This is a genomic window from Kribbella sp. CA-245084 (assembly GCF_050942355.1).
Lineage (GTDB): Bacteria > Actinomycetota > Actinomycetes > Propionibacteriales > Kribbellaceae > Kribbella.
In genome coordinates this window covers 2,012,548-2,033,774 of the sequence record NZ_CP192053.1, presented here as the reverse complement: position 1 = coordinate 2,033,774, position 21,227 = coordinate 2,012,548, and the positions used below count along the sequence as shown (strand labels likewise).

Annotated in this window: 15 protein-coding genes; 6 read left to right on the top strand and 9 right to left on the bottom strand. The window is 66.6% G+C overall.

Annotated features, from left to right (window positions below; translation table 11 throughout):
- Window positions 1-18: 18 nt before the first annotated feature.
- From ACQPYH_RS09920 to ACQPYH_RS09905, 4 genes are all read right to left on the bottom strand, one after another.
- Complete coding sequence (locus ACQPYH_RS09920; protein WP_432889291.1) at window positions 19-2,142, bottom strand: alpha-galactosidase; 2,124 nt, start codon at window positions 2,140-2,142, stop codon at window positions 19-21.
- A 443-nt stretch (window positions 2,143-2,585) separates the two neighbouring features.
- Window positions 2,586-2,861 (bottom strand): hypothetical protein, encoded by a 276-nt coding sequence (locus ACQPYH_RS09915; protein ID WP_432889288.1) that lies wholly within the window; start codon window positions 2,859-2,861, stop codon window positions 2,586-2,588.
- 88 nt (window positions 2,862-2,949) lie between these two features.
- Complete coding sequence (locus ACQPYH_RS09910; protein WP_432889285.1) at window positions 2,950-5,826, bottom strand: hypothetical protein; 2,877 nt, start codon at window positions 5,824-5,826, stop codon at window positions 2,950-2,952.
- On the bottom strand, window positions 5,823-6,557 hold the full coding sequence (locus tag ACQPYH_RS09905; protein WP_432889283.1) for a hypothetical protein: 735 nt from the start codon (window positions 6,555-6,557) through the stop codon (window positions 5,823-5,825). The genes ACQPYH_RS09910 and ACQPYH_RS09905 overlap by 4 nt, the downstream gene beginning before the upstream one ends.
- Before the next feature lie 125 nt (window positions 6,558-6,682).
- On the opposite strand from ACQPYH_RS09905, the gene ACQPYH_RS09900 reads away from it, so the two are divergent.
- The 3 genes from ACQPYH_RS09900 to ACQPYH_RS09890 all read left to right on the top strand — a co-directional run bounded on the left by ACQPYH_RS09900 (window position 6,683) and on the right by ACQPYH_RS09890 (window position 9,356).
- Window positions 6,683-7,252, top strand: coding sequence for an ArsR/SmtB family transcription factor (locus ACQPYH_RS09900; protein WP_432889281.1), 570 nt, complete (start codon window positions 6,683-6,685; stop codon window positions 7,250-7,252).
- Window positions 7,249-7,947 carry an SRPBCC family protein gene (locus ACQPYH_RS09895; RefSeq protein WP_432889279.1) on the top strand — a complete coding sequence of 233 codons (699 nt, stop codon included), beginning with the start codon at window positions 7,249-7,251 and terminating at the stop codon, window positions 7,945-7,947. The genes ACQPYH_RS09900 and ACQPYH_RS09895 overlap by 4 nt, the downstream gene beginning before the upstream one ends.
- A 230-nt stretch (window positions 7,948-8,177) precedes the next feature.
- Window positions 8,178-9,356 (top strand): hypothetical protein, encoded by a 1,179-nt coding sequence (locus tag ACQPYH_RS09890; RefSeq protein WP_432889276.1) that lies wholly within the window; start codon window positions 8,178-8,180, stop codon window positions 9,354-9,356.
- 55 nt (window positions 9,357-9,411) lie between these two features.
- On the opposite strand, the gene ACQPYH_RS09885 is transcribed toward ACQPYH_RS09890, so the two are convergent.
- Window positions 9,412-11,724 carry a M4 family metallopeptidase gene (locus ACQPYH_RS09885; RefSeq protein ID WP_432889274.1) on the bottom strand — a complete coding sequence of 771 codons (2,313 nt, stop codon included), beginning with the start codon at window positions 11,722-11,724 and terminating at the stop codon, window positions 9,412-9,414.
- 474 nt (window positions 11,725-12,198) lie between these two features.
- On the opposite strand from ACQPYH_RS09885, the gene ACQPYH_RS09880 reads away from it, so the two are divergent.
- From ACQPYH_RS09880 to ACQPYH_RS09870, 3 genes are read left to right on the top strand one after another with little or no spacing between them, the layout of a single operon-like run.
- Window positions 12,199-14,916: an FHA domain-containing protein gene (locus ACQPYH_RS09880; protein ID WP_432889271.1), complete on the top strand. Its 2,718-nt coding sequence runs from the start codon at window positions 12,199-12,201 to the stop codon at window positions 14,914-14,916.
- A 36-nt stretch (window positions 14,917-14,952) separates the two neighbouring features.
- Window positions 14,953-15,375, top strand: a complete 423-nt coding sequence (locus tag ACQPYH_RS09875; RefSeq protein ID WP_432889268.1) for a MarR family winged helix-turn-helix transcriptional regulator — start codon at window positions 14,953-14,955, stop codon at window positions 15,373-15,375.
- The gene (locus tag ACQPYH_RS09870; RefSeq protein ID WP_432889265.1) at window positions 15,372-16,562 is read left to right on the top strand and encodes an epoxide hydrolase family protein; all 1,191 of its coding nucleotides are present in this window, start codon (window positions 15,372-15,374) and stop codon (window positions 16,560-16,562) included. Before ACQPYH_RS09875 ends, ACQPYH_RS09870 begins: the two co-directional genes overlap by 4 nt.
- Window positions 16,563-16,570: 8 nt before the next feature.
- Here the strand turns inward: ACQPYH_RS09870 and ACQPYH_RS09865 are convergent, their stop codons facing one another.
- The 4 genes from ACQPYH_RS09865 to ACQPYH_RS09850 all read right to left on the bottom strand — a co-directional run bounded on the left by ACQPYH_RS09865 (window position 16,571) and on the right by ACQPYH_RS09850 (window position 21,188).
- Complete coding sequence (locus ACQPYH_RS09865) at window positions 16,571-17,113, bottom strand: SRPBCC domain-containing protein (RefSeq protein WP_432889263.1); 543 nt, start codon at window positions 17,111-17,113, stop codon at window positions 16,571-16,573.
- A complete protein-coding gene (locus ACQPYH_RS09860; RefSeq protein ID WP_130444849.1) occupies window positions 17,110-17,427 on the bottom strand; it encodes an ArsR/SmtB family transcription factor in 318 nt (105 codons plus the stop codon). Before ACQPYH_RS09860 ends, ACQPYH_RS09865 begins: the two co-directional genes overlap by 4 nt.
- Before the next feature lie 49 nt (window positions 17,428-17,476).
- The gene (locus ACQPYH_RS09855; protein ID WP_432889260.1) at window positions 17,477-18,340 is read right to left on the bottom strand and encodes an alpha/beta fold hydrolase; all 864 of its coding nucleotides are present in this window, start codon (window positions 18,338-18,340) and stop codon (window positions 17,477-17,479) included.
- Window positions 18,341-18,416: 76 nt separating this feature from the next.
- Window positions 18,417-21,188 carry an AAA domain-containing protein gene (locus ACQPYH_RS09850; protein WP_432889257.1) on the bottom strand — a complete coding sequence of 924 codons (2,772 nt, stop codon included), beginning with the start codon at window positions 21,186-21,188 and terminating at the stop codon, window positions 18,417-18,419.
- Between the last annotated feature and the right edge of the window lie 39 nt (window positions 21,189-21,227).

Sequence of the window (21,227 nt, the reverse complement as noted above, 5' to 3'; positions counted from 1 at the left end):
GTCTGCGATCGGGTGGGCTTACCCGATCGCGGTAACTTCCAGCAAGATCGCGCTCTCGGGCCATTGCACGGGCATGAGTACTCCGACCGAGGCGAGGGCGGCGCCGTTCAACTCCACGCTTCCACGGTCGGCCGACCAGGCGGTGGACCGCGACTCGGGTCCGGGTGTCGCGAGCTTGCTGACTCGATAGGTCCGCCGCGGGTCGAGGCCGGGCAGCCTGACCCGTCCGACGGCGGACGTCACCGACTGCTTCACCTGTACGACGCTGAACAGGCCTCGGACGCCGTCTTGTGCAACGACGCCGTGGACGAGCACGTCCTCCGGACCGCGGTCAGCGCGGACGACGCGACCGGTGTGGAGTAGCGGCCGCAGCTTCTTGTGCAGCGCGACCCAGCCCTTGAGTTCCTCGCGTTCCTCGGGACCGGCCGACGCGATGTCCCACTCGATACCGAAGTGGCCGAACAGGGCAGTGATCGCGCGGAACGACAGTGTTTGCGTGCGGCCGGTGGTGTGGGCGCGCGGCGGGCCGACGTGGCAGCCGATCAGCTCCGGCGGCAGCAGCAGCTGTGTGTACCGCTGGATGGTCTGCCGCTCGAGGGCGTCGTTGCTGTCGCTGCCCCAGATGCGGTCCGTGCGCTCCAGGATGCCGAGGTCGACCCTGGCGCCGCCGGACGAGCAGGACTCGATCTCGAGGCCCGGGTGCCGGCGCTTGAGCTCGTCGATCAGCCGGTATACCGCCAGCGTCTGCTCGTGGATCCCCGCCGTACCGGTCAACTGGTTGCCGCCGTCAACGAAGTCGCGGTTGTGGTCCCACTTCAGGTACGCGATGTCGTACTCGGACAGGATGCTGTCGAGCCGCTCGAGGATGTAGTCGTAGGCGGCTGGTATACCAAGATTCAGGCCGTGCTGGTGACGTGCGGTCGGCGGCAGCCGGTCGCCGGCGGCGAGGATCCAGTCCGGGTGCTCGCGCGCCAGGTCGGAGTCCGGGTTCACCATCTCCGGCTCGACCCAGAGGCCGAACTGCAGGCCGAGGCCCTTCACGTGGTCTACCAGCGGGTGCAGGCCCTTCGGCCAGATCCCTTCGTCGACGTACCAGTCGCCGAGCCCGGCGTGGTCGTCGCGGCGGCCGCGGAACCACCCGTCGTCCAGGACGAATCGCTCGGCGCCGACCTCGGCGGCCGCATCCGCGAGCGCCTTCAGCTTGTCGAGGTCGAGATCGAAGTACACGGCCTCCCACGTGTTCAGTACGACGGGGCGCTCGGTCTTCGGGTGGTTCGCCCGCGCACGCAGGTAGTCGTGGAAGCGGTGTGAGACCTGGTCGAGTCCGACGCCGTACGAGCCGTAGATCCACGGGGTGCTGTACGTGCCTTGCGGCTGGAGGCGGACCTCGCCCGGGAGCAGGAGCTCGCCGCCGCCGATGACGGCGTACCCGCTCATGCCGCGCTCGGCGTAGGAGCGGTGGTTGCCGCTCCAGGCGGTGTGCACGGCCCAGATCTCGCCGTCGCGGAAGCCGAAGCCGGGGGTGCCGGCGAACAGGAGCAGGGTTGCGTCGGCGCCGGTGCGGCCACGCCGGTTGTCGCGGATATGCGCGCCCTGGGTGAATGCGTGGCGCTGCGGGTGGCGCTCGCCGATGTGCCGACCGGTGAGGTCGAGCAGCTCGGTCGCCTCGGTCGGGACCGGCAGCGCGAGCAGCAGGCCGTCGACTGTGTAAGGCGTCGCGGCCGCGTTCGTCAGGTCCGCCTTGGCGCGCACCAGACCGGAGTCGGTCAGCTCGATGGTGAGCTTGAGGTCGAGGCCAGCCTCGGTGTCGGCGGCGTCGACCTGCACGGTGTTGCCAGTCTGCGCGACGCTGGTCAGCCGGAAGCTCGCGGAGAAGTCGTGCCCGTCGCGGTGCCCGCTCAGGCCTGGTATACCAAACCAGCCGGCCGAGTACTCCGGCACGATCGCGATCGGACGGTTGTCGTCCAGGCCGTTGCCGTCCTGGACCGCACCTGCGCCGCGGCGCAGTTCAAGCAGAGCGCTCTCGGTCAGCTCGCCCAGGTCCGCACCCCAGTGCAGGACGGACGGAAGGCCGGGACCGGAGCAGTCGAGCACCAGGCTGACCGCGGCGGCCCGGAGCTGCAGGATCTCGATGTTCGACACTGTTGATTCACTCTGCTTTCTGATTGATTTCAGGACGGAACTATTTACCCCGCCAGCCTCAATGTCAATGCTTCACGAAGTTAAGTAATTACCCTACGACTGTCCAGCGTTGTCATCCCAGAATCCGGCAACCGTTATCCAACCCACAGCCAAGCAACACCCCCCAGGCCGCGCGGGCGGGCGGGGTGCGGCGTTCCCGCGTGCCCCGCTCCCCCGTGCCCCGTTCCCGCGTGCCCCGTTCCCGCGTGCCCCGTTCCCGCGTGCCCCGTTCCCGCGTGCCCCGTTCCCGCGTGCCCCGTTCCCGCGTGCCCCGTTCCCGCGTGCCCCGTTCCCGCGTGCCCCGTTCCCGCGTGCCCCGTTCCCGCGTGCCCCGTTCCCGCGTGCCCCGTTCCCGCGTGCCCCGTTCCCGCGTGCCCCGTTCCCGCGTGCCGCGGCGGGTGGCGTTAGGTGAGGCGGGTGCGGATGAGGAGGGCGTTCAGGGCGGGCTCGGCTGTTGGGCGGTCGGGGAGGTGGCTTGCGGCCTCGGCCTCGTCGAGGGCTGCCTGGAGGCGGGTGACATCCTCGGACAATTGGTCGGCCGACGGGCCGTCCAACGGCGCATGTTCGGCTTCGGCTTTGGCGGCCATCAGGTCGGGTAGATAGGCCGGTGCGCCGTCGAGCAACTCGCGCAGATCGGCCTGAACGACGCCGGTTCGCATCAGGTTGATGCCCGTGAGCAACACCGGAACGTGTACAGGAGCGGCTGAGGTCACCGTTCGAGCGCGAGGGGCGGCGAGATCTTGCGTAGTGCGTCCAGCCTACGGCGGCTCAATGCAATCTTCGCTGCCCTACCAGCTCAGCGATGCGAAGATGACCGTCTCTCCCCAGCGAGTCCATGATCCGTTGTCCCACCACGATGGTCTCAGGCTGACCACTATCGAGCGCTGCAGCGATGACGGCTGGCGCATGCTCAATCAGGTCATAACGCTCGAACGGTTCGTGGTGTCTTGAAAGAAGGCGTTCGAGTACATCAGCAACGAGTCTCGGCGCCTTTGGCGCTGTATCCTCCAAAACCTCGCCCAGGAGACCTTGAGAATCGAAGTCATCGGAGTCTGACGCGACATACAGGCGGGGTAGCCACCAGGCACTACCGAACTTTCCTGACAGAACCCACCAATGGAATCCCGACAATTCGTCCACTGACGACCCGCTTTGCGTCAGCGACTCGGCCCGAGAATCCCAGAGGGTCTGTGCCCGAACGACCATTTCGGGCGGCACATCGTCGGACCGCATGAGCATCCAACCCAGGTGGCCAAGGACACTCGACCGAGTTGCTACGGTTGCCGTTGCAAAGAAATGTTCCAATCGAGCATCATCAGCCGCGATTTCATCGCGCATTAGTAATAGAATCAGATGATCACCGAACATCTCTTGCGGAGAACGATCCGTCCTCCAACCTGCCACCATTGTCCCGCCAGTTGCAAGTCTCTCCAGTACGTCGTGCGCAGCGGCCGCGACGAAGTCGATCAGACCCAAAGACGGGCTATACGTCGCCAGAGCGGTGGAGAGAACGACGTCACCAAATCCGTCCGGCGTCATCAATTTATCCCTATGCGCAGCCGCCCAGTCGGGATCGATCCAGATCAGCAGCCCAAGAGACTCACCAAAGGCCGCCGCGACAGCGAGACTTTCATCTCGATCTGGCACTAATCGCATGTCGAGTACATCTAGAGCCTCAGAAATAGTGAGCGCCATGTCAATCGCAGAGCTGGCCACGCTCAGTTCGCGAGCCTTTCCCGCGATTCGAGCGATAGTTCGTATCGCAGAGGGTCGAGTAGTGTTCAACGACAGCGTCAGCGGATCCATATTGGATCCGCCGTACTGGCTTTCATGCTCCGGGGTGGGATCTGCATGGTCGGCAAGCGGCGCGATCGCTGCGACCGCCTCCCCCAGCAGACTGGCTGGGATTGAATTCTCTCCTTTGGTCGACACTCCGCTCTCAAATAAAGAAGTCACCGCCCGTTGCGCGAAGCGCCACACCACGTCCTCATCCATACCCCCGGCACCTTCAGTCCCATCATCCGATCTTCGTGAGACTACCGCGCTGGCGCGAATTACCGGCACCCAATCAATCTGAGCTGCGGACTTGATGGCATCGGACAGCCCAGAGAAGAACCCTCTCACATAGGTGGGATCTAGATCCGCGAACTCGATGGCTACTTCAGCGAATTCCCATGGACGACCAGCAACTACTGTTTGAAGTATCCTCGACAGGCCTTCCTTAGAATCTCCCCAAGGAGCAGTTTGCCTGGGCGTCCAGCCAGTCAGAAACTGGCGGACCTCATCGACGCTCTTACTCGACAACTCTTCCTGGTCTACTGGGCTTTTTGGCCCAGACCACGATGACATAAAACTAGGAAAATCCGGATGTTCAGGCTCGCCGTAGGTTTCTACAAGCTCAGCTCGCCGCACAGCGGCCCGGCCAGGCAATATTTCTTGCCCGATCGCACACAAGATGTTAAGTTGCCAGACGTCACTGTATCTCCGTGCCGCATCCTCGCTACTTTCTCCTGGCTGAATATTACGATTACCTCGGTCGCGCAGCGCATCTTCGTCTAACGGTGGCCCGCCGAGGATCATCGCTTCCCAGTCCCCGGAGGACTCTTCATCGAGGAATGGCAGTAGGGCGCGAGCGAGTTCCACGTATTCATGTCTATAGTCGGCGGCCATATAGCGACGATCCATCAAACAACGCTTACCTTCGGCGCGAGTCGCGCTGATGTCTGCCGTCGTTTGCGCCAACACGTGCATCCCGATCCGAGCGAGGATCGGACGGCCACTGCGTTCCAAGACCACCATGACCTCGTTGACCGGACGCCCCCGGACAACGTCTGCGAGTGCGCGATCCCTCACCGCCTCAACCAAGAAATCTCGCAACTCATGATGACGATGGTTCTGGGCGTGGTCACCGATCGCTGGTCGCCAGACATAACTGGAGTCAGTGCCTGTCCTCGGATCATATTCACCTAGAGCGTCCTGAAGCTCTTCCAGCCAGGCAACGAGAACCGTCAAGACTTTATCGGCCAGAACCTGGTCAAGTGCCACGACAACTCGCCCGAGCAACTCGCCATACCAGTAGTGATCAATTCCGGCCACCACCCGTCTCCGCACGGGAGGATCTTGCGGCTGCGTTTCTGCCGCCCGCGGCCGAAACGCGGCTTGTGCGATCCGGACGGCAGGCTTGCGTAGTCCCGCCGCGGCGAAGCTCTCGATCAACGCGACGATCTGTTCACCGTTGTGAAGCGTTCCTCCGATCAGATAACCACCAATCGCCGAAGCCAGTCGCCGCGCTTCATCGGCCGGAAGTCTCAGAGCAGCACGAACCACGAGATCATGCACGTTTGGATTGTCGCTATCAGAGATGCGCTCCAGGATCTGAGCGATCGCCCGAGGGACCATGGACGCCATACGGACGAGATATTCACCCTCCGCCCATGGCAGCCAAAGTTCGTGACCTGCCGCATCAACGGCCATCTCGGGCGGGGAGTCGAAGACATTGTGCGCGTCGAGTGCAGTCACCCAGCGCGGGTTGTCGAGACGCTCGAAGAACACACGCCGATGCTGGCGATCGCCGATCCGCGACAGCGCCCGTCGGATGAGCTCCTCATCCGGCTCGCTCCAACCTGCCAAGGGGTCATCAGTCATTGACCATCGACTCCGTCCCGCTCGTTGGCGGCATGGAGGATATCTCCAAGGTCCTCTACTGCCGCAAAGAAGCTGCCCATTCGTCCCTCAAGAGCACCCTCGATGATCTCCAGGGCTTTGACCAGCCTCGGGAGAGTCTCCGCGGATACCGTCACGTCTCGACCACGCTGAGGATGTCTGAGTCGCTCGAAGATGGCGACACTCTCGCGAAATACCTTGACCGATGCATCTAGTCGGACCTCTACGCGTCCAAGGACCAATGCACTGTGACGCTGGCGCGCGTTGAGTTCTCCCGTGCGGCTAGCCACGACCACCCTGCGGGCTGCTTGGACCACTACACCTGGAACGGTCACCCGAACTCCAGCGACCCGTCCATCTTCCGACAGCGTGTCTTCCATCTCGGCGGGCCCCAGGATGTCTTCGTGCTCGGCCCATACTTCCGACAGCTCGCGCGCCGGCTTGCTCATAGGGCTGTACGGCGGGACCGAGTCGACGTCGGCGAGCACATCCGGAAGACCGTTGACCAGATCTCGGATGCAATGACCGGCGATCACAAGCGACCCACGTCTCAAGGGCTGTTCGTTCAGTGAGTCTATTGCTCGTCGATAGAGGTCCGCGAACAGCTCATCGCGCTGGCCCAACGCAGCCTGCAGGCGTCGCCTGCGCGCGCTCCACAGGCCGTTTGCTGCTGATGGGCTGATCGGCCAGCCGATCGCGTCACCACCATCCATGCGCCCCCCAGTCTCGACGCTTGAAGCTACCCGATGACAACCGAGCCAAACCGCGCGACACGACACATCACGCGCCGAGTCGACTCAGTCTTGACAAATTTTCCTGACAATTGGAGATTGAGGACATGCTGCGCTACGTCGAGGAGCCGGAGAAGGTGCGATTGGCGTTGTCGCCGATCCGGCGGCAACTGCTCGAGTTGCTGCGGGAGCCGGCGTCCGCGACCCAGGTGGCCGCCACGCTCGACCTGCCTCGGCAGCGGGTGAACTACCACCTGCGCGAGCTGGAGAAGGCCGGTTTGGTCGAGCTCGTCGAGGAGCGGCAGCGGCGCGGGTTCACCGAGCGGATCCTGCGGGCATCGGCCGGCCTGGTGGTCGATCCGGGCGTGATGGGTCGGGCGTTCACCGAGATCCAGGACCAGTACGCCGCCGAGCACCTGGTCGAGGTCGCCGCCGGCACGGTACGCGATGTTGCGCGGATGCAGAGCGCGGCCGACGCCGAGGGGAAGCGGCTGCTCACGTTCACGCTCGAGGCCGAGGTGCGGTTCGCGGAGCCGGGTGATGTGCACCGGTTCACCGATGCGTTGACCGCGGCAGTACAGCAGGTCGTCGAGCAGTTCGACAGCGAAGGCGGACGGCCGTACCGATTGATGGCGGGCGGTCATCCGGCACCCCGCCGTACCGAAGGAGAGTCATGAAGATCGTGGTCACCGTCGCGGCGCCGGTCGAGGCAGTGTGGGACGCCCTGCGGAACAAGGAGAAGATCCGGCACTGGCACGGCTGGGAGTACGAGGGGCCGCAGGGTGGATTGGAGGAGGAGATCGACCTCATCTACTTCACCGAGACGACCGAGGACGGTACGACGCTGACGCTCGGCCACGGCGACCGGTTCGAGGTCGAGCCGTTCGAGGGCGGGTCCCGCGTCACGCTGACTCGCGCAGCGCGCGGCGCCAATCCCGAGTGGGAGGCGTACTACGACGACGTCACCGAAGGCTGGATCACCTTCCTGCACCAACTGCGCTTCGCCGTCGAGCGGCACCCGGGCGAGCCCCGGCACACGCTGTTCTTCTCCGGCACGGGCGCGGTGTCGCCGATCACGGAGCTGGGCATCCCGGCCGAGTCAGCCGGCGCACCCGTCGAACTTGAGCTCATTGGTCAGCCCATCAAGGGCGAGATTTGGTATACCAGCGAGCATCAGGTCGGTCTGACAGTAGATGCCTGGGGCAACGGTCTGCTCGTGCTCAGCCACCTCCCGCCGGGCGAGCAGAAGCCGGACGGCGCCACGATGGCGATCCTGTCCGTGTACGCCGACGTCGACCGCGACGAGCTCGAGACCCGCTGGCGCGCGTGGTGGCAGCAACGCTGGCCGGAGGAACTCAACCTCCTCGGCTGACCTGAGCCGCGACCGGACAGGCCGGACGGGGCCGGACGGACAGGCCGGACGGGCCGGCCGCGGGGCTGTCACGGTGGTGACAGGGCGCAAACGTGTCAGTACGCTCGGTCTACCAATGATGGTTACCCGGGAGTACCTTGACGCCGACGGTGATCTGGTGGGGGTCCTGAGATCACCGAACTCCGGCGAGAGAGGCCTTCCGGGTTATGAAAACTCCGAGAAGTCGTCGAGTGTCCGCAGCAATCCTCCTACTCTCCCTGACCGGGCTCGGCCTGGTCGCTCCCCCGGCACACGCCGACGGTCCCGGCTCTGGTACGCCGTACGTCGTCACCGTTGGGGACTCCTACATCTCGGGTGAGGCCGGCCGCTGGGCCGGTAGCTCGAACGACTCCGAGGCACCGGCCGACGCGCTCGGTGCTCACGCCTACCACGACAACGCGAGCCACACCGCCGAGCAGATCCCGCGATGCCACCGCAGCCAGTCCGCCGAGGCGTACATCGGCGGCGGCGTCGGCGGACTGAACCTGGCCTGCTCCGGCGCCAAGACCACGACCGCCGCCGGCGACTACTTCAAGCCGGGCATCGACTTCTACGACGACGGCGCCGGCAACCTCGGCCAGGCGAAGATGCTGCAGCAGTTCGCCGTCAGCCACAACGTGAAGCAGGTCGTCGTCTCGATCGGCGGCAACGACTTCAACTTCGCGTCGATCGTCACCCAGTGCGTGCAGGACTTCCTGCTGTCGCCGTCCTGGGATCCCGACTACTGCAAGGACGACTCGTCGGTCGTCGCCAACTTCACTTCCGCCAACATCACCACCGTCCGCGCCAGAATCGCGACTGCGTTCCAGAACGTCCGCACCGCGATGCGCAACGCCGGGTACGGCGACACCGCGTGGAGCCTCGTCGTACAGACCTATCCGTCCCCGATCCCGGCGGCCAGCGGATTCCGGTACAGCCAGAGCGGCTTCACCCGGCAGAGCACCGGCGGCTGCGGCTTCTGGAACGCCGACGCCGACTGGGCCAACGCGACCGCGCTGCTCACGATCAACAACACCGTCCGCGCCGCGATCGGCCAGTCCGGCCTCGGCAATGCCCGCCTGCTCGAACTCCAGTCCGCCTTCAACGGCCGTCGTCTCTGTGAGAACACGGTCGGCCTGTACGAGGAAGTCGGCCTGACCTCCTGGACACAGCCCACCGCCGTCGACAAGACCGAGTGGATCAACCAGATCCGCACCGTCACCACGGTCGGCTCGAACTACTTCATCCAGGAGTCCCTGCACCCCAACTACTGGGCCCAGCTCGCACTCCGCAACTGCGTCCGCCAGACCTACACCCAGAACCGAGGCGGCACCTGCACGATCGCCGGCACCGGCCTGCTCAACGGCGAGCCCAGGATGTCCCTCAACTGAACAGAGCCGGCCGCCGCACCCCCGAAGGTGCGGCGGCCGGGTTCTTTTCAGGGGGTCAGCTCAGGTTGAGGCCTGTGTCGTCGATGACGAACGAGGTCTGCAGGGAGCTGTCTTCGGTGCCGGTGAAGCTGATCGACACCGTCTGGCCGGCGAACGACGAGAGGTTGAACGACTTGAGCGAGTAGCCGCTCGCCTTGTTCAGGTTCGAGTACGTCGCCAGCGTGGTCGAGCCCGCCTTCACCGTGAGCTTGTCGTACTGCGTAGTCGTGGTGGTCTCCGCAGAATCGATGTGCAGGTAGAAGGTGAGCGTCGCCGCGCAGCCGGACGGGATGGTGACCGACTGGCTCAGCGTGTCGGTGTGCGTCTGGCCGTAACCATCCATCCATGCCTTCCAGGTGCCGCTGTGCGCGGGCTGGGAGGCGGTGTTGTCGATCACTCCGGCCGAGGCCGACCACGGCGACGCCGTACCGGTCTCGAAGCCCGCGTTGCCGAGCTTCTGGCCGGGCGAGGAGCAACCGCCGCCGACGGAGCTGACGGTGATGCTGAACGACGTGCTGCCGGATCCGCCCGCACTCGCGGTGGCCGTGGCGGTCACGTTGTAGGTGCCGGCGGTGGTCGGCGTACCGGAGACGGTGCCCGTGGAGGAACCGATGGTGATGCCGGCCGGCAGACCGGTGGCGGACCAGGTGTACGGCGCGGTGCCGCCGCTGGCCGTCAGCGTGAACGACCCGATCGCAGTACCGACCGTGGCGCTCTTGTTGCCCGGGTTGTTGACCGTGACGCCGCCGGAGACGGTGCATGTCGGGTCACCCGACTGCGCCGGTACGCTCACCGCGTCCCACGCCGCCTTGACGGTGTTGAACTCGGTGCAGCTGCCCGGGTACAGGTTCTTCGCCGCGGTGAGGGTCCAGGTGCGGTACTTCAGGTACGAGCTGCTGCTGGTCTTCATCAGCATCGCGTTGTACATGATCTTGATGGCCTTCTGGATGCCCAGACCGGTCACCGACGAGCTGTTGCAGGTCGGTACGTTCGGGTTGCCGCCGCTGCCGATGGAGAGCAGGACGAACCAGTGGTCGCCGGGACCGGCTGCCGCGTGCACCTCGGAGCCCGGGATCGAGCTCGAGTAGCAGTTCGGGTCGCCGACCGCGGACGGGTTGTACATGTTGCGGATCGGGCCGCTGCCGACCAGGTTGACCTCTTCACCGACCAGGAAGTCCGGCGGGTCGTAGGCCGAACCCTGGTTGCTGTAGAACTCCGTGGACGCGCCGAAGGTGTCGGCCACGAACTCCTGCGTGCCCGAACCCGAGATGCCGCCCGGGGTGTGGTCGTCGATGCCGTGGCCGAGCTCGTGGCCCACGACGTCCATCGAACCGATCCAGCCGCCGGCCGTGTTGTGGCCGACCTGCACCTGCGAGCCGTCGTAGTACGCGTTCTCGTCGTTCAGGCCGACGCGGATCGGCCAGCCGCCGCCGTTGCCGTCGAAGCCGTTACGGCCGAGCCAGTCGGTCAGCATGTGCCGCTCGGTCTGAGCGGTGAACAGCGCGTCGACGCAGCCGGTCTCCTTGTTGCTGGCGGTGCCGTTGCCCCAGTTGTCGTCCGGACCGGAGAACGTGGTGTTGTTCGCCGCGTCCTGGCAGGACTGGTTGGTGGTGTTCGGGTCCTTCATCGAGTACGTGCTGCCGGACAGCGTGGTGTCCAGGTGGACCGGGTTCGGTCCGCTGTACGCCGCGGTGCCGTTGCCGGCCATCACGTGCTCCTGCGTACCGAGCACCTTGCCGCTCTGCGCGTCGACGTACACCGACAGACTCGACGGCTCGCTAGCGCTGCGGCCGCTGACCCGGGACTGCCAGGCGAGCTTCGGGGTGCCGTTGAGCGCGTAGACCGCGAGCGTCGGAGTGGTCGAGGAGTCGACCTTCTTCAGCTGCTTGGTGGCGGTCTTCAGCGCGGCCGCGGCCGTCACCTTGGCCGTCGTCGACAGGTCGGGTACGGCGGTGGTCTGGGCGACCGAGGTGGATTTCACGGCCCCCTTGGCGTCGGTGACGACGACGAAGTCACCACCGATGACCGGGAGCCCCTTGTACGAACGCTCGTACGGGACATACTGCAGGCCGGACGGCTCCGAGATCACCGATTTCGCGGTGAACTTGTCGTCCTTCGAGGCGTGCAGTGCGCTCGGCCGGCCGGCGACCAGGGACGACGCGGAATCGACGGCGAACGCCTTCGACTGCGCCTGCGAGGGCCGGGGCGGAGGTGCCGCACTCGGCGCGGCCCCTGCGGCCGACGTACCGAATCCGGCGAGTGCTGCCGCGGCGAGGCCGGTAAGCCCCAGTACGACGGTAGGCTTGCGAGAACGCTGGAACAAGACCATTGGTATTGGTCCCTTCGCGAATACGGTGCTTTGGGCGGGTTGCGCCTCGCCGGACTGCAGGCGGTGCACCACTCCGCCTGGAACCTCCGGCCTACTCATCGGGCCTGTTACTGGGTCCCCCTTTTTCATCCGGCCCCGATGAATCGCGCGGGGGGACACTATGTCCGCGACCTCACCCGGGCAAGGCGCTACCGTGCCGTTGGCACCCCAAGGACAACTGACCGCGTTGTCATCGCTACTAACAGCTGACAAAGGCGACCGAATCCTGAGATTTGTGACAACCGGAGGCTGTACGCCGGGTGCGTCGGGCCGGGCTGTGAGGGTGCTGTCGCGGAGGGTGCTGGTGGGGTACTGCCGGTGGTCCGGAGCGGGCGCGGATGGCAGAATCGCGCAGACGGGTTGGCTGCGGCGGGGTGCGACGCGCCGGCAGCGGCGCGACGGAACGCGATCAGGATGACGCCGGCTGGGGTGTGAGTGGAAACCGAATTCGTGCTGTCGCTCGGTGAGCAGCGCTGGACGCTGCCGGCCGGGACCGACACGTTCACCATCGGCCGGGCCTCCAACGCCGACATCCGGCTACAGGCGGACGACCAGATCTCCCGCATCCACGCCCGCCTGTCCCGCGACGGCGCCACCTGGACCCTCCACGACGAGTCCCGCAACGGCACCGGACTCAACGGCCACCGCATCACCGCACCCACGGCGCTCAGCACCGGCGACCGCATCCACATCGGCCGCTCAGTCCTGACCTTCCACAAATCCACCATCCCGGACCCGGTGGTCCCGGCCGCCGCCCAGCCGAGCGAGGCCGGGTCGGGTGAGGTCGGTTCGGGCGAGGCGGGGTCGGGCGAGGTCCGCGGCGCGGCTCACCAGTCCCCACCGCAAGCCGCTCCGGGTCCAAGCGCGGCCGCCGGTGCGGGTGCGAGTGCTGCTCCGGGTGCGGCTCCGAGTGCTGCTGCGGGTGCGGGTGCGGGTAGAAGCTCCGGCCCGGCCGCGTCCGAGTACACACCTGCCGAGCCCGAGTACGAGCCCGGCTCCGGATACACGCCCGGGGGCTCGGCGGCGGCTCGCGGGCACGAGCCCGGGTACACGCCTGAGCGCAGGTCCGGGGGCTCGGCCGATGGCCCCGGGTACGCCGGATTCGCGGCGCAAGAGGCGTCTTCGGTTGTCCCGCCGGCGCCTGCGGGGCCTGCGCCCGGTGGGGCGTTTCCGTCCGCGGAGGATCCGTGGGGGGCCAACCGGGATCCGGGCGGCGGCGAGCCGTACGGCGACTTCACACCGGAGGAGGCAGTCGCACCGCCGGCCGCCGCCCCTCCAGCTGCAACCCCACCAGCGTCCGCGGGGCGTGCGCCCGGTGGGGCGTTCCCGCGTGCTGAGGAACCGTGGGGGGCCGACGGGGGTGCGGGCGGCGGTGAGCCGTACGGCGACTTCTCGCCGGAGGAGGCGGTCGCGCGGCCGGCTGCTGCCCATCCGCCTGCCGCCCCACCGGCGTCTGCGGGGCGTGCGCCCGGTGGGGCGCGTGCTGAGGAGCCGTGGGCCGGCGGGGGTGCGGGCGGGGGCGAGCGGTATGGCGAAGCAGACCAGGGCGACGCTGCCCGGTATCGGGCGGGCGATGCGGCCGGCCATCGGGCCGACGAGGTGGTCGGTGGTGAGGAGTACGGCGAACCGGCGTACCAGGGTGACGCTGCGGCCGGGTACCAGGCAGGTGACTCGGCCGAGGACCGGGCGGGTGATGCGGCCGGCTACCAGGGCGACGACGTAGTCGGCGGCGGTGAGGAGTACGGCGAGCCGGCAAACCAGCGTGACGCTGCGGCCGAGTACCAAGCACGCGACTCGGCCGGGTACCAGGCGGACGACGCGGCCGGGTACCAGGCCGACGACGCGGCCGGGTACCAGGCCGACGACGCGGCCGGGTACCAGGCCGACGAGGTAGTCGGCGGGGGTGAGGAGTACGGCGGACCGGCGTACCAGGGTGACCGAGCTGAGTATTCGGGCGACCAGGGGGATGAGTACGGGGCTGCTGGGGTTGTGCCTGGGTTTGAGGTGGAGGATCCGGTCGGGCGGGCGGGTGATGGGGGTTGGGCGGCTTATCCGTCGGCTGACAATCCGGAGCCGGTTCGGTCGCCGTGGGAGATCTCGGCGCGGGTCGAGCAGGCGGAGCCGAACTGGAACCAGTCGGACAACTGGCCCGAACCGAGCCGAGCGCCGGCGGAGCGACGGTTGCCCGGCGCAGACCGGCGTACGAATGCGGATCGACGCGCGAACGCAGACCGACGTACGAACGGCGAGCGCGGCGCGGGCGCAGACCACCGGACGAACGCCGAGCGCGGCACCAAAGCAGACCGTGGCACGAACGCAGAGCGCGGCGCCAGCGCAGACCGGCGCACGAACGCCGCACGGGGCACCAGCGCAGACCGCCGTACGAACGCCGAGCGGGGCTCGAGCGCGGACCGGCGTGCGAATGCCGAGCGGTTGCCCGAGGCGGACCGACAGGCGGCGGGGTTCGAGGGGGATGCCGTTGGGACGGTGCGGCTGCCTCGGCTGCTCATCGTTAGCGCGGGGATCATCGTCCTCGGGCTGATCGTGAACTTGATCGTCACGTTCCTCGCCGACGGGCCCGGTGGCGCGCTGCGGTGGCTGGTGCCGCCGGGGATTGCACTGGTGGTGGCGATGGTGCTTGCGTTGCTCGATGCGGCCGCGCCGAAGGACCAGCGTCCCGGGCGGCTCGACGTGTCGATCCTGATCGCGATCGCCGTCGTGCTCGTCGGCGTCGGCGTCGGCGGGTTCGCGCTGACGGCGGGCACGGAGTACGTCGGCGGCTACCTGACCGGCAACGAATCCGGTGAGGACCGGCTGGTCAAACCGATCGCGAAACCCTCCGGCGAGGTCACCGTCACGGTCGAGAACGTCACCTACACAAGCCATTTCACTCGCGTCGAGGTCATGCTCGCGAACGGTGCGAAGGAGCCGGTCACGATCCCGATCGCCGGCGCGACGTTCACAGCCGCGGACGGCACCGCCCTGCGCGCCGACACCCGCCGCAGCAGTTGGCCGAGCAAGGTGGCGACCGGCGGCACCCAGCACGGCACGATCACGTTCAAGGGCAAGCTCCCGGACAGCGCGGACGCCGCCGTCCTCACGCTGAAATCCGGCGAGACCGCGTTCGCCGTACCTGTTGCCCTCAGCAACTGACTTGAACATACATCGAAAATTGATATAGTCGTCGGCATGGATGTCGATCGGCTGACGACTGTCATCGAGGACTTCAACACGATCTTCATCCGGCTGCCGTCGGTGCGGAGATTCAACTTCTCGACTCTGTCGGTGCTGCACACGCTGAACCGCAAAGGCCCACTGCGACTCACCGAGCTCCTCCCGACGGAGCAGCTGAAGCAGCCTGCCCTGACCAGCCTGGTCGCGAAGCTCGAGCAGGACGGTCTCCTCGAACGCCGCTCCGACCCCAGCGACGGCCGGGCCAGCCTGATCTCACTGACCAGCGCGGGCCAGGAGATCGTCCACTCCCGGCACGCGCACCGGGTCGCGAAACTGACCGCACTCGTCGACCAGTTGACGCCCGAAGAGCGTGCCGTGCTCGCGGGCTCCGTCGACGTACTCCATCGCTTGACCGAGCTTGCGGAGGATTCCCCATGATTCCAACGCCCATCCACGTGTCCGACGACGTTCTCGAGGATCTCCGTCGGCGTCTCCTGTCGACGAAATGGCCCCGCGACGCCGGCAACGACGACGGCTTCTACGGAGTACGTCGTACCCGCCTGCAACCGCTCGTCGAGTACTGGGCCGACGGCTTCGACTGGCGGGCCGCCGAGCGCGCGATCAACGCGTACGACCACTACCGGGTCGACGTGGGCGACGTACCGGTGCACTTCATGCACAAGCCGGGGGTCGGCCCGAACCCGATCCCGTTGATCCTGAGTCACGGCTGGCCGTGGACGTTCTGGCACTGGTCGAAGGTGATCGACCCGCTCGCCGACCCCGGGTCGTACGGCGGTGATCCGGCGGACGCGTTCGACGTGACCGTGCCGTCGCTGCCCGGGTTCGGTTTCTCGACGCCGACGCGGCCGGACATGAACTTCTGGAAGATCGCCGACGTCTGGCACTCGCTGATGACGGAGGTTCTGGGACATCCAAAGTACGCCGCGGCCGGGTGCGACGTGGGCGCACTGGTGACGGGGCAGCTCGGGCACAAGTACGCCGATGAGTTGTACGGGATGCACATCGGATCGGCGCTGAAGCTGTCGTTCTTCAACGGCGATCGCGGGTGGGACCTGAGCGGCGGCAACCCGATCCCGGCCGGTCTGCCGCCGGAGATTCACGCCCGGATCATCGAGCTCGAACACCGCTTCGCGTCGCACCTCGCCACGCACGTCCTGGACCCGACCACACTCGGTTTCGGCCTCGCCGACTCACCCGCCGGCATGCTCGCGTGGATCCTGGAACGCTGGCAGAAGTGGGCCGAGAGCGAGAAGGCGTTCACCGACGACGACCTGCTCACGCACGCGACGATCTTCTGGGCCGGCAACGCGATCGACACCTCGATCCGCACCTACGCCAACAACAACCGCTACCCGTGGACGCCGTCCCACGACCGTACGCCGGTGATCGAAGCGCCGACCGGGATCACCTTCGTCGGCCACGAGGACCCGCCCGGCGTACACACCCCGCAGGAACGCGTCGACAACTTCCTCGCCGGCGACCGCGCGCCTTGGTACAACCACGTCAACATCACCGCTCACCCGAACGGCGGCCACTTCATTCCGTGGGAGCTCCCAACGGAATGGACCGACGACCTCCGGCGTACGTTCCGCGATCTGCGCTGACGCACGGGTCAGCGGACGGCGGTCGACAGCGCTTGGTAGGCGGCGACGAGCTCGGCCCGGTGGGACTCGGTGTCGGTGCGCTCGCTCCCGGCGAGGTACGCCGCGAGGTTCTCGGCGTGGATCTGCCAGCCGATGCCGAAGTACTCGATCTTGTCCAGCGGGACGCCACGCACCTCGATGGTCAGGATCGTCTGCTCGCCGTCGGCGGTCAGCGTGGCTTCGATCGTCTTGTCGAACGGCGCCGGGCCGTTGCCTCGCTCCGCCGATTCGACGGTCTCCCTGGTCGTGACCCGCACGTTTCGCGGCGGTTCGCAGACGTCGACGCGTCCGGTGCTGTGCAGGTCGGCGGACTCGACGTACAGGGTGAAGGCGCCGCCGAGGCGAAGATCGCCGTCCACCTTCCCGTACCATCGCGCCAGCCGGTCCGGCTCGGTGACGGCCGACCAGAGATCGTTGATATCTGTGTCGTAGCGGTCCTCGATCCGGACGACGCCCGCTCCGTCGGCCACAGCTAAGCGGCCCAGAACCCGACTTGCTCCGCTGGATGTCATTTGTCGCTCCTCTTTCCCCTGGCGATCTCGGTGTGCAGCGCGTCCAGCCGCTGCTCCCAGAGAGCGCGGTACCGTCCCAGCCATTCGTCGAGCTCGGCCAGCGGCTCGGACCGCAGGCTGTAGACCCGACGCTGCGCTTCCTGCCGGCTGTCCACCAACCCCGCCTCCCGCAACACCTTCAGATGCCGCGAGACCCCGGGGCGCGCGATCGGCAACAGCTCCGCCAACTCGCCCGCGGTCGCAGGACCGGCGGCCAGCGCCTCTACCAGCGTCCGTCGCCCGTCATCGGCCAGAGCCCGCAGTACAGCTTCCATGGCTCTTATGTAACCACTCGGGTACGTAACCGTCAAGGTACATAAGCGGTCAGATAATCGGCAGCGACGCCTCGAGGTCGTGGTCGACGTACCCGTGGCGCTCCCCGCGAACGAGGTGCAGACGGATCTGCTGGGCGATCGTGTCCGGCGCGTTGACGTCGGGGGCGTTGTGGTCGAGGCCGGGCAGGATCGTGTACTCCGCGCTCGGCAGGATCGTCGCGAGCTGCGGGAGTACTCCGGTCAGGTACGCGGGCGACTTCTCACCACCGAGGAGAAGGGTCCGCGACGCGATCCCGGCGTACCGGCTGCCGTCGGAGTCGAGCCGGACGACCTCGCCGATCTCGGCCGGCGTCGTCGGCATCATCTCCCGCGTCTCGCGTCCACCCGAGCCGCGCAACATCAGCAACGAGATTGCCCACAGCAAAGGACTGGCCCGGAACGGCAACAAATCAGTGCCTTTGAGGAATGTAGCCATCGCGGCCACCTTCCGCCCGTCACCCAACTGCTGCCTGAACACATCCAGCCAACTCGCATCGAACGACCCGCCGATACTCACACCCGGCTCATACGCGATCAACGCATCCAACGGCTGCCGCAGCCCCACGTGCAGCGCGATCAACCCGCCGTAACTATGCCCAAACACCACCCGAGCACCTGTGCGCTCCATCACCGCAAGCACATCGTCAGTCTCGGTCTCAATGCTGTACGCCGTACCGCGCGGCGCGCTAGCACCCCGCCCACGCCGCTCAACCACATGCACCGTATGAACCCCGGCCAGCCCCCGAGCGAGCCGCTCGTACTGATGAGCCCGCCGATTGTTCCCCGGAATCACCACCACCCCAGGCCCGGCCCCCGTACTGGACACCTCGACCCCGTCGACCACTGACCGCCGCCACACCTCGCTACGCCCCATCCCCAACCCTCCCTGATTCACACCCCTACCATCCCCAACACCCCTGGCACGCCTCTGTCTTCCCACTGACACGAATTCAGATGGATCGACTGACCCATTCGGCTTCGGACTGGTCGAGCGCCGTACGAATCCGGGCGACCTCGTCACTCCCCGTGGTCGGCAGTCGCCGCAGCGGCATCTCGTAGGCCAGGAAGATCTCGTCCTTGAGCTTGTCTCGTCGCAGCTGCATGGGGTCGTTCTCGTGGAACGCGAACCCGTCCACCTCGATCCCGAGCAGCGGCCGGTTGCTCACCCGGTTGTAGACGACGAAGTCGACGGAGGCCCGATTGGCGATGTACGTCGCCTGCGCCTCGGTGAGCGGCCTGTCTCCCAGGAACAGGTTTCGCAACAGGATCTGCGCTCGTACGGTCAGATGCCGGTACTTCGCATCGGCGAGGATGTCGTGGAGCAGGGTCCAGATGATGTCCTCGGACCGGTGCTTCTGCTCGTTGCGCAGTCGGCCGGCGAGCGCCCGCAGCCGCTCGTTGTAGTCGCGGTACAGCAGGTCGAACACCGAGACGATGGAGCTGTCGACCACACCGGCGTCGAGGGCCTGGTAGTCGATGTAGCCGATCAGGTCGCGGATGTACCTGCTCTTCGAGAGCAGGCTGTGGTTCGTCACCAGGATGAACTTCCGCACGGCCCGCGACATCGCGACGTTGACCAGCTGCGGATCGTCGACGAACGCGAGCCCGGTCTGCCCCCGCCAGGTCTCATCGAGAACCGTGGTCATGATCATGGTGTCCTTCTGCCGGCCTTGGTACCGGTGAACGGTGTCCGCCTCGAGCTTCTCGATCGCGTCGACGAACTGCTCGACGACTTTGCCGGCCTGCTTGCGGTACGGCGTCGCGACACCGATCTGATCGCGCGGTACGCCGGCGCAGTCCTCGGGGATGACTTCGTTGACGATGACATCGATCTCACGCTGGTTCGAACGACCGCCGCCGCGGTGCTGGCGCATGTGATTGCCCTCGGCGGTACGGCGTACCACCATCGGCTGCTCGCTCTGGGAACGAGTGAACGGAACAAGCCGGCCGCCGTAGAACGTCTTGTTGCAGAAGCCGATGATCGCCGGGTCGCAGCGGTAATGCTCACGCAGCAGGGTGCGCGGAAAGTCCTCCGGATAGACGGCGCCCAGCGATGACAGGATGCTTTGGTGCTCGTAGTCGTAGGCCACGCTTGGTGCAGCGACACCACGCGCCGCATCGTTGTCGACGATCGGCGGAAGCTGCTGTAGATCACCGACCACGATGAGATTCCGGCATGAGGCGAGCGCGACTCCGGCGGCCAGCAGGTTGACCTGGGACGCCTCGTCGATGATCAGGTAGTCGAGCAACTGCCCGAACGGCAGGTTGGCACGGAGCGCGTGACAGGTGCTCAGCAGCACGGGATATTCGGCCGCGAATCGCTGAAAGTTGTTGCGATAGCTCTTCGCGCTGTACGTCGTGCGCGTCGCCGCGTACCGGTCGCCGAGCGCTGCGTGAAGCGCCTGCACCGATAGTTGGCTGTGCTCCTCGACGAGCCGCTCGAAGTCGGCCCCGCTCAGTTCGTTGTCCAGTTTCGCAAGCTGGGCGGTAAGTTCAGCGAGCTGGCGGTCGTAGAACGCTCGCTGGAGTCGCAGTACGACGGAGGTGTCGGCGGGGTTGAGTCCGCGCAGCGATCCGTACCTCAGGTACTTGCGGATCCGCCCGACCAGTCCCACGCGCCGACCATTCTCGAGCGCGGTCTCGGCCAAGTAGTCGAGGATGAGGTCGGACGATCGGCGCAGTAGCGGAAGGCGTTCGAGCTGCGACAAGTCACCGGGCTCGACGTGCTTCTCGAAGTGCTGCAGCTCCAAGCTGTACGCGTCGATCTCCTGCCGCATCCTGGCTCGTTCGCGGTCGGCCTCCTGGAGTCGGCGCAGCCGGGTGTCCAGCTCGGCCAACCGCTCGGGCGGCGGCGGAGGCGGAGTACGGCGGACGAAATCCTCCACCTGGGTGTTGCGCTGCGCCTGTCCCTCGAAGAACGCGTCCACCAGCTCGCGGCGTCCGAGCCTGGCGATCACGTGCCCGAACCCGAGATCGTCGAGCTTCTCGCGGACGTTGTCGACCGCCGAGTTGCCGTACGAAACCACGCCGACGGTCGCCGTGCCACCCACGATGATGTTCGCGATCAGGTTCAGGATCGTCTCGGTCTTGCCGGTGCCAGGCGGTCCTTCGATCACGGACACGGAGTGGGTCAGGGCATTCTCGACCGCCTGGCGCTGGCTGAGGTTGCTGCGGAAGGGATAGATCGGCGGCGATGTCAGCTCATGTAGCTGGATCGGAGCACCGGTCAGATACTGCGCCAGGGCGCTCTCGGGATGGACGAAGCTCAGCGACTCGTACACCGGTCGGAGCGGGTCGTCGGGACCGAGACGGGACACGATGTTGCGCCAGTACCCCAGGATGTCCGCGACACCTGGTGTGTCGGTAGCGCTTGAGATGACCCGGACCCGCGGCGCCGTACGACTGGCCCACCCTTCACCGTCGATCTTCCGGTAGAACACGTGCGCCCACTCGCCTTCGGGCGCGACGAATCGCCGTACCTCTGTCGCGTTCTCCCAGATCTGGCCGTCGACTTCGAGCTTCTGCCCGTCACGGACCTCGATCGCCACGGGATGGGCGAGGATCCGCACGCGGTTCCGCCCGTACTCGTAACGCCGGCCGCCGTTGTAGGTGATCGCGATCCGCCCATTCGCCGCGGGCTCGTGCCGAACAACCTCCCGAGTCTTGTCAGCGAACCCTTCAGGCCCGGAAACCAGCACAACCTCACAACGGGCATCGACCACGCTTCCCCCAATCCGCAGTCAAGCCTAAGGAACCCCACT